Annotated in this window: 11 protein-coding genes; 5 read left to right on the top strand and 6 right to left on the bottom strand. The window is 71.1% G+C overall.

Annotated elements, in window-relative coordinates; all coding sequences use genetic code 11:
• Nucleotides 1-102: 102 nt before the first annotated feature.
• The 4 genes from CRV15_RS06940 to CRV15_RS06925 all read left to right on the top strand — a co-directional run bounded on the left by CRV15_RS06940 (nt 103) and on the right by CRV15_RS06925 (nt 4652).
• The gene (locus CRV15_RS06940) at nt 103-1077 is read left to right on the top strand and encodes a tetratricopeptide repeat protein (RefSeq protein WP_003961881.1); all 975 of its coding nucleotides are present in this window, start codon (nt 103-105) and stop codon (nt 1075-1077) included.
• Between the two features lie 658 nt (nt 1078-1735).
• On the top strand, nt 1736-2389 hold the full coding sequence (locus tag CRV15_RS06935; protein ID WP_003952377.1) for a DUF6230 family protein: 654 nt from the start codon (nt 1736-1738) through the stop codon (nt 2387-2389).
• Between the two features lie 93 nt (nt 2390-2482).
• A complete protein-coding gene (locus tag CRV15_RS06930) occupies nt 2483-2953 on the top strand; it encodes a DUF6114 domain-containing protein (RefSeq protein ID WP_009997580.1) in 471 nt (156 codons plus the stop codon).
• Complete coding sequence (locus CRV15_RS06925; RefSeq protein ID WP_003961884.1) at nt 2943-4652, top strand: hypothetical protein; 1710 nt, start codon at nt 2943-2945, stop codon at nt 4650-4652. The genes CRV15_RS06930 and CRV15_RS06925 overlap by 11 nt, the downstream gene beginning before the upstream one ends.
• Before the next feature lie 144 nt (nt 4653-4796).
• Here CRV15_RS06925 and pyk read toward each other — a convergent pair whose 3' ends face one another.
• The 3 genes from pyk to pta all read right to left on the bottom strand — a co-directional run bounded on the left by pyk (nt 4797) and on the right by pta (nt 9654).
• Nucleotides 4797-6221, bottom strand: coding sequence for a pyruvate kinase (gene pyk, locus CRV15_RS06920; RefSeq protein ID WP_003952375.1), 1425 nt, complete (start codon nt 6219-6221; stop codon nt 4797-4799).
• Between the two features lie 74 nt (nt 6222-6295).
• Entirely contained in the window at nt 6296-7525 is a 1230-nt protein-coding gene (locus CRV15_RS06915; protein WP_003952374.1) for an acetate kinase, read from the bottom strand.
• A gap of 44 nt (nt 7526-7569) precedes the next feature.
• Nucleotides 7570-9654, bottom strand: coding sequence for a phosphate acetyltransferase (gene pta, locus CRV15_RS06910; protein ID WP_003952373.1), 2085 nt, complete (start codon nt 9652-9654; stop codon nt 7570-7572).
• Between the two features lie 302 nt (nt 9655-9956).
• On the opposite strand from pta, the gene CRV15_RS06905 reads away from it, so the two are divergent.
• Nucleotides 9957-10982 (top strand): ATP-dependent 6-phosphofructokinase, encoded by a 1026-nt coding sequence (locus CRV15_RS06905; RefSeq protein WP_003952372.1) that lies wholly within the window; start codon nt 9957-9959, stop codon nt 10980-10982.
• 28 nt (nt 10983-11010) lie between these two features.
• On the opposite strand, the gene CRV15_RS06900 is transcribed toward CRV15_RS06905, so the two are convergent.
• Genes CRV15_RS06900 through CRV15_RS06890 form a run of 3 tightly spaced genes read right to left on the bottom strand, consistent with a single transcriptional unit; the run spans nt 11011 to nt 14119 of the window.
• Nucleotides 11011-11886 carry a carbohydrate ABC transporter permease gene (locus tag CRV15_RS06900; RefSeq protein ID WP_003952371.1) on the bottom strand — a complete coding sequence of 292 codons (876 nt, stop codon included), beginning with the start codon at nt 11884-11886 and terminating at the stop codon, nt 11011-11013.
• Entirely contained in the window at nt 11883-12746 is an 864-nt protein-coding gene (locus CRV15_RS06895) for a carbohydrate ABC transporter permease (protein ID WP_003952370.1), read from the bottom strand. Before CRV15_RS06895 ends, CRV15_RS06900 begins: the two co-directional genes overlap by 4 nt.
• A complete protein-coding gene (locus CRV15_RS06890) occupies nt 12743-14119 on the bottom strand; it encodes an ABC transporter substrate-binding protein (protein ID WP_003952369.1) in 1377 nt (458 codons plus the stop codon). Before CRV15_RS06890 ends, CRV15_RS06895 begins: the two co-directional genes overlap by 4 nt.
• Nucleotides 14120-14348: the final 229 nt, after the last annotated feature.

Here is a 14348-nt window from a genome sequence, read left to right as displayed (position 1 = left end):
GACGACCACGGGCGCGGGGTGGGGACCCCGCGCCGAGGGGAGCGGGCCGCCCCCGGCGGCGGCACTTTTCCTCTGCGCGCGGGAAAGGGGGAGGATGTACTCATGCAGCCTAGGAACATGTCCATGAGCGGCGTCGTCGACCTCGCCGCGGTGAAGGCGGCCTCAGAGGCCAAGGCCAAGGCCGAGCAGGCCCGTGCCGATGCCGCCCGCCAGGGCGGCGGCGGTGCCGTCTCCCCCTCCAGCCTGGTGATCGATGTCGATGAGGCGGGCTTCGAGCGGGATGTGCTTCAGCGCTCCGCCGAGGTCCCTGTCGTCATCGACTTCTGGGCCGAGTGGTGCCAGCCCTGCAAGCAGCTCGGACCGCTGCTGGAGCGGCTGGCGCAGGAGTACAACGGCCGCTTCGTGCTGGCCAAGATCGATGTCGACGCCAACCAGCTGCTGATGCAGCAGTTCGGCGTCCAGGGAATCCCCGCGGTCTTCGCGGTGGTCGCCGGGCAGGCGCTGCCCCTCTTCCAGGGAGCCGCCCCGGAGGCCCAGATCCGGCAGACCCTGGACCAGCTCGTCCAGGTCGCCGAGGAGCGTTTCGGACTCACGGGCATCGTGGTCGACGCGGACCCGCGGGACGACGGCGAGCAGCAGGCCCCGCCCGTTCCGGCGGGTCCGCACGACGCGGCGCTCCAGGCGGCCGTGCAGGCGCTGGACGCGGGCGACTTCGCCGGCGCGGTCCAGGCGTACGGGAATGTGCTCTCCGACGACCCCGGCAACACCGAGGCCAAGCTGGGCCTGGCCCAGGCGCAGTTGCTGGGCCGGGTCCAGGACCTGGACGCGCAGCAGGTCCGTACCGAGGCCGCGCGGCAGCCGGGCGATGTGGCCGCGCAGCTCGCGGCGGCCGATCTGGACCTGGTGGGCGGTCATGTGGAGGACGCCTTCGGGCGGCTGGTCGAGACCGTCGGCCGGACGGCGGGCGAGGACCGGGACGCGGCACGGCTCCGGCTGCTGGAGCTGTTCGAGGTGGTCGGCACCGACGACCCCCGGGTGACGGCGGCCCGTCAGGCGCTTGCCAGGGTGCTGTTCTGAGCCAATCTGAGATCAGCCGGAACGAGCCCCTCGTTTCGTCGGAATTGTTGTGAAATGCGGCGGTGGTGCGGAGGACGCACCACCGCCTTCGCGCTGTCGACGCAGGGAAGCCTGGCCTATCTTTGCTAAATGTTGGTAAAGTCATGCCGTGTTACTCGCAGTAAATCAATGCCTTATTTCTGTCCGTTTATCGATGGCATTCACCCTTTCTGATGGCAGACTCGGCTCCATCCTGTGTGGCTGCTGGGCGGCTGTTGACGGTGGTGTGGTTATCGGCCCGTTACCAGTGAGTAACGATCCCTCTTGTGCGTCGGCCGGGAATGGACCACGATCGGCGACGCTCGGTCCAATACTGCGTCGGCCCGGTTCCCAGCCGTGCCGTGGCGACTTGGGTCCCCACCGGGTCGGCCGGCGGCGGTACCGCCGACCGCGGGCAGGGGGGTTCCTGTCGAACGGCAGGGCCTGTCCGCTTCGGGTTGTGTGCGACACGTCAGGCGCGACCCGTGGTTGTCGCTCGGGGGTGATCGCCGGTGTTTCGGACGCGGTACGCGCCTGAAAGTGCGGGCGCTCTCCTTCCCGAGGACGTAGCACTTCTCCCATCCCAGGACGGACGCTCACAGTCCGGACCGGAGATATACGTCCGAGAAGGAGGAAAGTCATGGAGTCAGTGGCTCGTGGCGGAACCAGATGGAAGAGGTTCGCCCTCGTCATGGTGCCGAGCGTGGCCGCGACGGCCGCGATAGGCATCGGTCTGGCACAGGGGGCGCTCGCCGCCTCGTTCACGGTGTCGGGTCAGCAGTTCAAGGTCAGGGCCGGTTATCTGGAGGGCTACGGCTTCTCCCAGTACGGCGGTGTCGATGTCGCCTACAAGGGGACGGAAGGGGACGAGACGGTCAGGCACCCGGTGTCGATCTCCTCCTTCAAGACCGCCACGATCCGGGACATGTGTCAGTCCGTCGTGACCGATGTCCCCTTCGTCGGCAAGGTCACGATGCGGATGACGGCCGGTGAGGGCCGGGAGCCGGTCAAGGCGCGCAATCTCTACCTGGACATCGCCGAGTTCGACGGCAACGCGACCTTCGACGACATCGATATCGGTGTCGCCGTCAAGGACACGGACGGCCCGTCCGGCAAGGGGCCGGACGTCAAGGACGGAAGCGCTCTGGAGAACGGGTTCGCCCAGCAGGCCAGGCGGGCCACGCTCACCAATGTCGAGCAGGTGGCGTGGGCGACCACGGCCGGCAGCTTCTCGCTCGCCGGACTCAAGATGCGCCTGCACCGGGGCGACGGCCCCGATGTCGAGTGCTTCTGACGGTGACCGTCGGGGTGGGCGGGGAAGCCGCTGCTCCCCGCCCACCCGCTCACCTCTCCACACAGCAATACCAGTTCCAGGGAGCTGTTTTCCATGAGCGCCGAGTCCACGGCCACGGGGCAGAACGAACACTTCCTCCGCGTCTTCCGGCGGCGGTTCCACGACTGGCGGGGACAACGGCCTTTCTGGGCGGGCCTGTTCACTCTGCTCGGCGGCATCCCCATCGCCTACTTCCCCTACGCGAGCCTGAGCCTCGGAGATCTGTCGATCTCCATGGCCACCACGGCGGGCGCGGGTTCGCTCATCATCGGCGTGCTGCTGGTGACGCTCGGACTGACGATGTGGTTCCACCACATCGTGCGGGTGTTCGCCGGGGTCGCCTCGATCCTGCTGGCCCTGATCTCCCTCCCCATCGCCAATCTGGGCGGATTCGTCGTCGGGTTCCTGCTCGCGCTCGTGGGCGGAGGCATGTCGCTCTCCTGGGTGCCGGGGGAGCCGCTGTCCGCCGAGGACGCCGTGGTGGCCCCCGGCGCGGCCGAGGGCGGGAGGACCAGTGGGCGATGACACCGCGGACACAGGGCTGACCGGTGACGACGGGCCCCGGACCACCCGGGGGCCCCGCCACGCGGCCCCCAGGAAGTCGCTGCTCGCCAAGTTCCAGCGGCCCGCCGGCAAGGCGATGGCGCTGGCGGCGATGCCGACCGCCGTCCTGGTGGGCATGGGCTTCGCGCCCAAACTCGCCCTCGCCGAGGACAAGGACGTCCCCTTCGCCCCCGGGCCCTGTGTGACCCGCTCGGAGGAGCCCGCCGGGTCGCCCGGCCCCTCGGGGACACCGTCGCCCCCCGGCGCCGGTGGCACGCCGTCCGCCGCGCGGTCGCCGGAGCCCGTGCCCTCGGCCTCGCGGTCGCCGGACGGCGGCACCGGCCCGGCGGACCGGGCCGTCCGGACCGGGCCGCAGCCCGCGCGCTCCCCGTCCGCCGGGGCCGCACCGGGCCCGCGGCCGTCCGGGGAACCCTCCCGGAAGCCTTCTCCGAAGCCCTCCTCGACGCTCTCCCCGAAGCCGGACGTCCACGGGCCCACCCTGCCGGGGAAGCCCTCGCCGACCCCGCCGGGGGAGCGCCCCGGGCAGCGGCCGAACCTCCTGGACCCGCTGGGGCTCGGCAAGGCGATCGGGGATCTCCTCGGCCTCCGGGCGTCGCCCGTCCAGCGGGAGCGCGCACCCGCCCGGACGCCGGCGCGGGACGGCGAGGGGGACGGGGACGGGAGCCCGGAGCGGACACCCGTGGCCGAGCCGTCGGCCGCCTCCCCGGCCCGGCCCGTCCGCGACCCGGTGCACGCGTCGGCCGCGGGGGCGGCGGAGGCCACGGGGGCGGCGGGCCCGGCGCGGCGGTCCGGTGCCCCGTCCGCCATCGGGTCGCCGTCCGCCCCGGCCCGGGAGGACCGGGCCGCCGAAGCGCCGGGGGAGCCCCGGGCCCAGCAGCTCAAGGACCCCGAGGACCCCGAGGGCCGGGACCCGGAGGGGAACGCCGCCCGGGACGGGACGCCCCGGGGCGAGGGGGCGGCGGCCGGGGAGGCGAAGGACCCGGGGCCGGCGGGCGACCCCGTCCGGGACCCGGCCGCGGACCCCGCCCGGGACCGGCTCAGGAAGGTCGTCGAGGACGCGGCGGCCCGGGCGGGCGCCCCCGTCGAGGAACTGGACGACACGGCCGGGGGGCTCGACCCGGTCAAGGACGAGGACATCCCCGAAGGCGCCAAGCCGCCCTTCCCCTGCCCCACCCCCGACCCCGCCGCCCTGGCCGCCGCCACCGAGGAACAGGGGCTGCCGCTGCTCCCCGACGACCCCTGGGTGCTGGAGAGTTCCCGGCTCACCCTGGAGGGCCTGCGCTACCACGGCATCGTGGAGGTGCGGACCGGCGGCGGGAAGGTCAAGAAGGCGCTCAAGTTCACCGCGACCCGGATCGCGATCGGCGACCTCCACCAGAAGGCGCGCGGCCCCGGCGGCACCACCCTGCACGCCCAGGCGAAGAAGCGCTCCGTCTCCCATCTGCGGGAGGGCACCGTGACCATGTACACGGAGAAGCTGACGGGCACCATCTTCGGTCTGTGGCCGGTCACCTTCAGCCCCCGGACCCCGCCGCCGCTGAACGTCCCCTTCGTCTGGTTCGACGACGCCACCGTGGTCCAGGCGGGCCAGTTCGGCGGCACCCTCACCATCCCCGGGCTGCGCAACTTCACCACGGGCTCGCTCGACAACCGGGCCTGAGCCCCGCCGCCGTACGGTCCGGGCTCCGTCCGGCGCCGTACGGCAGCGACCACGACAACGGCGGTGGGCCGTGACCCCGTACGGGTCACGGCCCACCGCCGTCGCTGGGAAGGCGCCGGAAAGGCGCCGGGGGAAGGCCGGGTGTTACGAGGCGCGGCCCAGGTGGTGCACCCGCACCATGTTCGTGGTGCCCGGCACACCCGGAGGGGAACCGGCCGTGATGATCATGGTGTCGCCCTCGTTGTGGCGCTGGAGCTTCAGCAGCTCGGCGTCGACCAGGTCGACCATGGCGTCCGTGTTGTCCACGTGCGGGACGACGAAGGACTCGACGCCCCAGCTCAGCGCGAGCTGGTTGCGGGTGGACTCCTCGGTGGTGAAGGCGAGGATCGGCTGACAGACCCGGTAGCGGGAGAGGCGGCGGGCCGTGTCGCCGGACTTGGTGAAGGCGACCAGGGCCTTGCCGCTCAGGAAGTCCGCGATCTCACAGGCGGCACGGGCGACCGAACCGCCCTGGGTGCGCGGCTTCTTGCCGGGGACCAGGGGCTGGAGGCCCTTGGAGAGCAGCTCCTCCTCGGCCGCGGTGACGATCTTGGACATCGTCTTCACGGTCTCGATCGGGTAGGCGCCCACCGAGGACTCCGCCGACAGCATGACCGCGTCCGCGCCGTCCAGGATCGCGTTGGCGACATCAGACGCCTCGGCGCGCGTGGGACGGGAGTTGGTGATCATCGACTCCATCATCTGGGTCGCCACGATCACCGGCTTCGCGTTCCGGCGGCACAGCTCGATCAGGCGCTTCTGCACCATCGGGACCTTCTCCAGCGGATACTCGACCGCCAGGTCACCGCGGGCCACCATCACCCCGTCGAACGCCAGGACGACGTCCTCCATGTTGGCGACGGCCTGCGGCTTCTCCACCTTGGCGATGACGGGGACCCGGATGCCCACCTCGTCCATCACCTTGTGGACGTCCTTGACGTCGTCGGCGTCGCGGACGAACGAGAGGGCCACCAGGTCGCAGCCCATCCGCAGGGCGAAGCGCAGGTCCTCGACGTCCTTCTCGGAGAGGGCCGGGACATTCACCGCCGCGCCGGGGAGGTTGATGCCCTTGTGGTCGGAGATGACACCGCCCTCGACCACGATCGTCTTCACCCGGGGGCCCTCGACCTCGACCACGCGCAACTCGACATTGCCGTCGTTGATCAGGATCTGGTCGCCCTTGGAGACATCGCCCGGCAGCCCCTTGTAGGTGGTGCCGCAGATGGACTTGTCTCCCGCCACGTCCTCGGTGGTGATGGTGAACTCGTCACCGCGCACCAGCTCCACCGGGCCCTCGGCGAAGGTCTCCAGCCGGATCTTCGGACCCTGGAGGTCGGCGAGGACGCCCAGGGCGCGCCCGGTGTCGGCGGCGGCCTTGCGGACGCGGTGGTACCGCTCCTCGTGCTCGGCGTGGGAACCGTGGCTCATGTTGAAGCGGGCCACGTTCATACCGGCCTCGATGAGGGCCCTCAGCTGGTCGTAGGAGTCGACAGCAGGGCCCAGTGTGCAGACGATTTTGGAACGGCGCATAACGCGTATCCTATCGGTTTGTTTCGCCTCGGAATATTCCGGCTGGTGGAAAGTACAAGTGGGCGGCGCCCCGCTCAGTCGAGTGAATTCGGAGCCGCCAAAGCGATGGTTTGGCGGGCGATCTCCAGCTCCTCGTCGGTCGGGACCACCGCGACGGCGACCCGGGCGTACGGGGTGGAGACGATCCGCGGCTCGCCGGAGCGCACCTCGTTCAGCTCCGAGTCCAGGGCCAGGCCCAACTCCTCCAGACCGGCCACGGCGGCCTGCCGCACCGGGGCCGCGTTCTCGCCCACGCCGGCGGTGAACGCGATGGCGTCCACCCGGCCGAGTACCGCGTAATAGGCGCCGATGTACTTCTTCAGCCGGTGAATGTAGATGTCGAAGGCGAGCTGTGCCCGCTCGTCACCCTCGTCGATACGGCGGCGGATCTCCCGCATGTCGTTGTCGCCGCAGAGACCGATCAGTCCGCTCTTCTTGTTGAGCAGTACATCGACATCGTCGGCCGACATTCCGGCGACCCGCTGGAGATGGAAGGCCACCGCCGGGTCGATGTCGCCGGAGCGGGTGCCCATCACCAGGCCCTCCAGCGGGGTGAGCCCCATGGAGGTGTCCACGCACACACCGCCGCGCACGGCCGAGGCGGAGGCGCCGTTGCCCAGGTGCAGGACGATCACATTGACGTCCTCGGGGGCCTTGCCGAGCAGCCGGGCCGTCTCCCGGGAGACATAGGCGTGCGAGGTGCCGTGGAAGCCGTAGCGGCGGATGCGGTGGGCGTCCGCGACCTCCGTGTCGATGGCGTAACGGGCGGCCGACTCCGGCATCGTCGTGTGGAAGGCGGTGTCGAAGACCGCGATCTGCGGGAGGTCGGGGCGCAGCGCCCGGGCGGTGCGGATGCCGGTGATGTTGGCCGGGTTGTGCAGCGGGGCGACCGGCACCAGCCGCTCGATCTCCGCCAGTACCTCCTCGTCCACGACGGTGGGCGCGGTGAACCGCAGTCCGCCGTGGACCACCCGGTGGCCGATGGCGGCCAGCTCGGGCGAGTCCAGGCCGAGGCCGTCGGCGGCCAGCTCGTCGGCGACGGCCTTCAGCGCGGCCTCGTGGTCGGCGATCGGGCCGGTGCGCTCGCGCTGCTCGGCGCCCTCGCGGTTCAGCGGGGTGTGGACCAGCCGGGAGGTCTCCTCGCCGATCCGCTCGACCAGGCCGACGGCGAGCCGGGAGTCGTCGCGCATGTCGAGGAGCTGGTACTTGACCGACGAGGAGCCGGAGTTGAGGACGAGGACTCGGGTGGCTGTCGTGGTTGTCATGGGGAGGTCTTCGTGTCTTTCGGGCCGGGACGGGAGGGCAGGGGTCAGACGGAGGCGGGGCGCTCGGGCTGCGCCTGGATGGCGGTGATCGCGACGGTGTTGACGATGTCGCTCACCAGCGCGCCGCGGGAGAGGTCGTTCACCGGCTTGCGCAGGCCCTGGAGGACGGGGCCGACCGCCACGGCGCCCGCCGAGCGCTGTACGGCCTTGTAGGTGTTGTTGCCGGTGTTGAGGTCGGGGAAGATCAGCACGGTGGCCCGGCCCGCGACCTCGGAGTCGGGCAGCTTGGTGGCGGCCACGGAGGGCTCCACGGCGGCGTCGTACTGGATCGGGCCCTCGATCCGCAGCTCGGGCCGGGTCTGCCGGACCAGCTCGGTCGCCTCCCGCACCTTCTCGACGTCCGCGCCGGAGCCGGAGGTGCCGGTGGAGTACGAGAGCATCGCGATCCGGGGGTCCACGCCGAACCGGGCCGCGGTGGCCGCCGACTGGACGGCGATGTCGGCGAGCTGGGCCGCGTTCGGGTCCGGGTTGACCGCGCAGTCGCCGTACACGAGGACCTTGTCGGCGAGGCACATGAAGAAGACCGAGGAGACGATCGAGGCGCCGGGGCGGGTCTTGATGATCTCGAAGGCGGGGCGGATGGTCGCGGCGGTGGAGTGCACGGACCCGGAGACCATGCCGTCGGCCAGGCCCTCCTCGACCATCAGGGTGCCGAAGTAGTTCACATCGGCCACGACGTCGTACGCCAGCTCCTCGGTGACGCCCTTGTGCGCGCGGAGCTGCGCGTACCGCTCGGCGAAGCCCTGGCGCAGCTCGGAGGTGTTCGGGTCGACGAGCTGGACGCCGGTGAGGTCGATGCCGAGGTCGGCGGCCTTCTTGCGGATCTGGTCGGTGTCGCCGAGGAGGGTGAGGTCGCAGACGTCCCGGCGGACCAGGACATCGGTGGCCCACAGCACCCGCTCCTCGGTGCCCTCGGGCAGGACGACCCGGCGGCGGTCGGCGCGGGCCTGCTCCAGCAGCTCGTGCTCGAACATCATCGGGGTGACATGGCCGCTGCGGACGACCGAGAGCCGGGCCAGCAGCTCACCCGTGTCGACATGGCGCTCGAAGAGCCCGAGGGCGGTCTCGGCCTTGCGCGGGGTCGACGCGTTGAGCTTGCCCTCCAGGCCGAACAGCTCCGCCGCGGTGGGGAAGCTGTTGGACGGGACGGACAGCACCGGGGTGCCGGGCGCGAGCCGGGCGGCCAGCGCCAGGATCTCGTCGCTGGGCCGCTCGTCCAGGGTGAGCAGCAGACCGGCGATCGGCGGGGTGCCCGCGGAGTGCGCGGCGAGCGCGCCCACGACCAGGTCGGCGCGGTCGCCGGGGGTGATCACCAGACAGCCCGGGGTGAGGGCGGTGAGGAACTTCGGCAGCATCGCGCCGCCGAAGACGAAGTCGAGGGCGTCCCGGGCGAGGCCCGAGTCGTCGCCGAGCAGCACGGTGGCGCCGAGGGCGTGCATGATCTGCGCGACGGTGGGGGCGGCGAGCGCGGGCTCGTCGGGCAGGACGTAGCAGGGGACGGGGAGCCGGGCCCCGAGCCGCTCGGCGATGTCCGCGCGCTCCTCGGGGGCGACCCGGTTGACCACCAGGGCGAGCACCTTGGCACCCAGGGCCTCGTAGGCGCGGTGGGCGTTGCGGGCCTCGGCGCGCACGGACTCGGCGGGCTGTCCCTTGCCGCCGACCACGGGGATCACGGAGGCGCCGAACTCGTTGGCCAGCCGGGCGTTGAGGGCCAGCTCGTCCGGGAGCTGGGTGCCGACGAAGTCGGTGCCCAGGACGAGGACCACCTCGTACTGGCGGGCCACCGCGTGGAAGCGGTCGACGAGCCGGGAGACCAGCTCGTCGGTGCCCTTCTCGGCCTGGAGCGCGGCGGCGTCCTGGTAGTCCATCCCGTACACGGTGGCCGGGTCCTGGGTGAGCCGGTACCGGGCCCGCAGCAGCTCGAACAGGCGGTCGGGTCCGTCGTGCACCAGTGGCCGGAAGACGCCCACCCGGTCCACCTGGCGGGTGAGGAGTTCCATGACCCCCAGCTCGACGACCTGCCGCCCGTCTCCGCGGTCGATCCCGGTCACGTACACGCTGCGCGTCACGCGTGCTCTCCCGTCCTGCTCTGAAGTCTGCTCTGAGGCGGCCGATTCTCGATGGCCACGTACAAAAGTTCGTACAAAAAAACCGCTGGAGGGCGGCCATTCCCTCTTGACAATACCCCTCGCGCTGGATAAAGCGCCTTCCGGGCCTCCCGGCCCTTCCCCGGGGCCGCGGGACCCCGCCCACCAGCGGCTGAGCCCTGCTCCCTTCGGTGTACGGCACCGCGAAAGCAGCGCCACAGGGCACATGGAACAATTGACCCCGGGCACACGCGTCCCACCGACCGAGCAGGAGACAGAGCGCGATGCGTATCGGAGTACTCACCGCCGGAGGCGACTGCCCCGGCCTGAACGCAGTGATCCGGTCGGTCGTGCACCGGGCGATAACCGGATACGGCGACGAGGTGATCGGCTTCGAGGACGGCTTCAAGGGGCTGCTCGACGGCCACTACCGCCCCCTCGACCTCAACGCGGTCAGCGGCATCCTCGCCCGCGGCGGCACCATCCTCGGCTCCGCCCGGCTGGAGCGCAGCCGGCTGCGCGAGGCCGCCGAGAACTGCGGCGAGCTCCAGCGCCGCTACGGCATCGACGCCCTGATCCCCATCGGCGGCGAGGGCACCCTCACCGCCTCCCGGATGCTCGCCGACGCCGGGATGCCCGTGGTCGGCGTGCCGAAGACGATCGACAACGACATCTCCGCCACCGACCGCACCTTCGGCTTCGACACCGCCGTCACGGTCGCCACCGAGGCCATCGACCGGCTGAAGACCACCGCCGAGTCCCACCAGCGGGTGATGGTCGTCGAGGTCATGGGGCGGCACGCGGGCTGGATCGCCCTGGAGTCCGGGATGGCGGGCGGCGCCCACGGCATCTGTCTGCCGGAGCGCCCCTTCGAGGTCGACGACCTGGTCAAGATGGTCGAGGAGCGCTTCGCCCGCGGCAAGAAGTTCGCCGTGATCTGCGTCGCCGAGGGCGCCCACCCGGCCGAGGGCTCGATGGAGTACGCCAAGGGCGCGATCGACCAGTTCGGCCACGAGCGCTTCCAGGGCATCGGCAACCGGCTCGCGACCGAGCTGGAGCGCCGCCTCGGCAAGGAGGCCAAGCCGGTCATCCTCGGCCATGTCCAGCGCGGCGGCGTCCCCACCGCGTACGACCGCGTCCTGGCCACCCGTTTTGGCTGGCACGCCGTGGAGGCGGTGCACCGGGGCGACTACGGGAGGATGACCGCGCTGCGCGGCACCGAGGTCGAGATGGTCCCGCTGGCCGACGCCGTCACCCGGCTGAAGACCGTGCCGGAGGACCGGATGTACGAGGCGGAATTCGTCTTCTGAGCCCCCTGGGGCCGGGCGGGCGGTGCGGTCAGCCCTTGACCGCGCCGCCCAGCGCGAAGCCGCCGCCGAGCCTGCGCGCGATCAGCACGTACAGCAGCAGCACCGGCAGCGAGTAGAGGATCGAGAACGCCGCGAGCTGCCCGTAGACCACCGAGCCGTAATTGCCGAAGAAGGTGTAGACGGAGACGGAGGCGGGCAGCCGCTCGGGCGTCAGGATCAGCATGAACGGGACGAAGAAGTTCCCCCAGAGCTGGATGAACGTATAGACGGTCACTACCGTCAGCCCCGGGCCCATCAGCGGCAGCACCACCCGGGTCAGCGTCCGCGCCCCCGAGGCCCCGTCCGTCCACGCGGCCTCCTCCAGGACCAGCGGGACCGCGTCCATGAAGTTCTTCGTCAGCCACAGCGCGAACGGAAGCTGGGACGCCGCCATGAACAGGGCCGTCCCGTACCGGGTGTCGATCAGCTCCACCCGGACGAAGAGCGCGTAGACGGGGACCATCACCGCCGTGATCGGCAGACACGTCGTGAACAGGACGGTCAGCAGATACGGTCGGGCCCAGCGCGCACGGTGGCGGGAGAGCGGATACGCGGCCAGCGCCGCGCACACCACCGTCACGGCGGTCGCCCCGCCGCACAGCAGCAGACTGTTGAGCATCGGGGTGAACGCGATCTCGTCGGTGAGCACCGCGCGGAAGTTCTCCCCGGTGAGCGTGGACGGCGCCCGGACCCGCAGATCCGCCCCCGGGTCGAGCGACGCCAGCAGCAGCCAGACCAGCGGCAGCGCGAAGGCGGTCGCGAGCAGCAGCAGCGCGGCGTCCGCGGCGAGCCGCCGTCCCCGTTCCCGCCGTCCCCGTTCCCGCCGTCCCCGCTCCCGGCGCGCCCGCTTCTGTCGCGTCCTCACAGCTCCACCCTCATCAGCCGCAGATACACCACCGAGAACAGCGCCCCCACCACCAACAGCAGCAGCGCCACCGCCGTGCCATAGCCGATGAGGCTCTTCACCAGGGCCTGGTCGTACATGTACACCGGGAGGGTCTGGCTCCGGCTGCCCGGTCCGCCCCGGGTCATCGCCCAGATCAGCCCGAAGACGGAGAGCGTGGACAGGGTGTTCAGCATCAGATTGGTGCCGATGGAGCGGCGGATCATCGGCAGGGTGACGTACCAGAGCCGGCGCGCCCCGCGCGCTCCGTCGACCTCGGCCGCCTCGACCACGTCCCGGGGGATCTCCGCGAGCGCCGCGGAGTAGATCAGCATCGAGAACGCCGTGCCGCGCCAGACGTTCGCGAGGGACACCGCGAGGATCGGCAGGGTGAAGAGCCAGTTCTGCGCGGGCAGACCCAGCCACTCCAGCAGGGCGTTGAGCGTGCCCTCCCGGCGGAAGAACGCGTACAGCAGAAACGCCGCCACGATCTCCGGCAGCACCCAGGCGGCGATGACCAGCGATCCCGTGACGCTCCGCACCGGGCGGGACGCCCCGCGCATCAGACCGGCGAGCAGCAGCCCGAGGGTGTTCTGCCCCAGCACCGCCGAGACCACCGTGAACACCAGGGTGAGCCACACCGCGTTGCGGAACGCGTCGTCGGCGAAGGCCCGGCGGAAGTTCTCGAACCCGACGAAGTCGGCGCCCGCCGCACCCGTCAACTGGGTGTCCGTGAAGGCGATCCAGACGCAGTACCCGATCGGCCCGCCGAGGAAGAGCAGCATCAGCACGGTGGCGGGGGCGATCGGGGCCCAGCGCCACCGTCCTCCCGTCGCGCTCATCCCCGTCCGCTGACGACCGCGCCGTCGGTGATCGTCCCGAGCTGTTCGTCATAGGCGCGCGCCGCCCGCTCCGCCGTGGCGTCACCGGTCGTCACCTGCTCCATGGCCTCCCCGATCGCGGACGAGACCTGCGGATAGACGGGGAGCGCGGGCCGGTAGTGGGTGTACCTCACCAGGGAGGTGAAGAAGTCCACCCCCGGCATCGAGGTCAGATAGGCGCGGTCCGCCGCGACGTCCTCCCGTACGGCGATCTGCGCGGCGACCACGCACCAGCGGGTGGCGTTGGCAGGCGTCTGGAGCGCCTTGACGAACGCGAAGGCCAGCTCGGGATTGCTCGCCCTCGCCGGGACCGACCAGGCCCAGCCGCCGGAGAGGGAGACCGTGCCGGGGGACTGCCCGTGCTGTGTGGGCATGGCGGCCCGCCCCAGCTCCTCGCCCCAGCCGGGCCACTCCCGGGGGCCCTTGTTGACCCAGTTCTGCCCCATCCAGGAGCCGTCGAGCGCGATGGCGAGCTTCCCCTCGGGCAGCCACTCCGTCGCCACCCGGGTGTTCACATTCGGATCGAGCGCGTCTGAGACATCGGGCCCCAGCTTCTCCCGGAACACGGTCCGCACGAACTCCAGTGCGTCCGTGAAGCCCTGACCTCCCGTCACCCACTTCCGCTCACCGGGGTCGTAGAGCGGATCGGCCCCGGTGCCGTAGAGCAGCATCTCGAACCCCTGCATCACGGCGGCCTCACCGGGGGCCTTCCCGGTGTACATGTTGAACGGGATGACCCCCGGCACCTTCCGCTTGACCGCGCGGGCCGCGTCCAGCACCTCGTCCCAGCTCCGGGGCCGCCAGTCGGCGGGCAGCCCGGCCCGCGCGAACAGCGCCTTGTTGTACCAGAGCCCACGGGTGTCGGTGCCGTCCGGGACGCCGTAGGTCTTCCCGTCCTCGGCCCGGGCGGCGTTCCTCGCGGACGGCAGGAAGCGGTCCCACTCCTTCCACCCCGTCAGATACTCGTCCAGCGGTCTCAGATACCCGGCCTTGATATCGGAGTTGATCCGGAAGGTGTCCTCATAGATCAGGTCCGGCGCGGTACTGGCGGAGCGCATCATCTGCTGCGCCTTGGTGGCGTAGTCGTTGTCCGGCGCCTGCACCGGGACGAGTTCGACCTTCTTGCCAGGGTTCGCCTTCTCGAACTGCCGCTTCACCTCGGCGAGATGCTCGTCCTTGAAGCGGATCGTGTTGTCCGTGGAGCGGTTGTAGACGACCTTGACCGTATCCGGATCGGAGCCGGAGCCGTCGCCGCAGGCGGTGAGCGTACCGGCGGTGGCGGCGAGGACGAGGGTGAGGGCGAGGCGGAGCGGTGGGATGGTTCGCACGGGCACGACCTCCTCGGAGTCCGGCCCTTGGGGGGCCGGTCTGCGGTGCGACCGTAGGTCGCGGTCTCGCGGGGGGTCAATCCCCCGTGCCGGTCGACCGGGGCCGGGGCCTCTCGCGCATGGGCTTCGCCCGTTCGAGGGGTCGTCGGCCGTTCGACCGCTTATCCCTTCGCTGTCCCGTAGGACTCCGAGTGAAGAGGCTCGGGACATCGATCGATTCACTCGGAGGCATCGG

This window comes from Streptomyces clavuligerus (assembly GCF_005519465.1).
GTDB lineage: Bacteria > Actinomycetota > Actinomycetes > Streptomycetales > Streptomycetaceae > Streptomyces > Streptomyces clavuligerus.
Note: the sequence above shows the minus strand (reverse complement) of the source record. Positions and strands in the feature narration are given on the sequence as shown.

Excerpts from the sequence above, each read along its gene's own strand:
- CRV15_RS06905 (WP_003952372.1), top strand. The coding sequence starts at position 9,957 with ATGCGTATCGGAGTACTCACCGCCGGAGGCGACTGCCCCGGCCTGAAC.
- CRV15_RS06930 (WP_009997580.1), top strand. The coding sequence starts at position 2,483 with ATGAGCGCCGAGTCCACGGCCACGGGGCAGAACGAACACTTCCTCCGC.
- CRV15_RS06915 (WP_003952374.1), bottom strand. The coding sequence starts at position 7,525 with ATGACAACCACGACAGCCACCCGAGTCCTCGTCCTCAACTCCGGCTCC.
- CRV15_RS06895 (WP_003952370.1), bottom strand. The coding sequence starts at position 12,746 with ATGAGCGCGACGGGAGGACGGTGGCGCTGGGCCCCGATCGCCCCCGCC.
- CRV15_RS06940 (WP_003961881.1), top strand. The coding sequence starts at position 103 with ATGCAGCCTAGGAACATGTCCATGAGCGGCGTCGTCGACCTCGCCGCG.
- CRV15_RS06935 (WP_003952377.1), top strand. The coding sequence starts at position 1,736 with ATGGAGTCAGTGGCTCGTGGCGGAACCAGATGGAAGAGGTTCGCCCTC.
- pyk (WP_003952375.1), bottom strand. The coding sequence starts at position 6,221 with ATGCGCCGTTCCAAAATCGTCTGCACACTGGGCCCTGCTGTCGACTCC.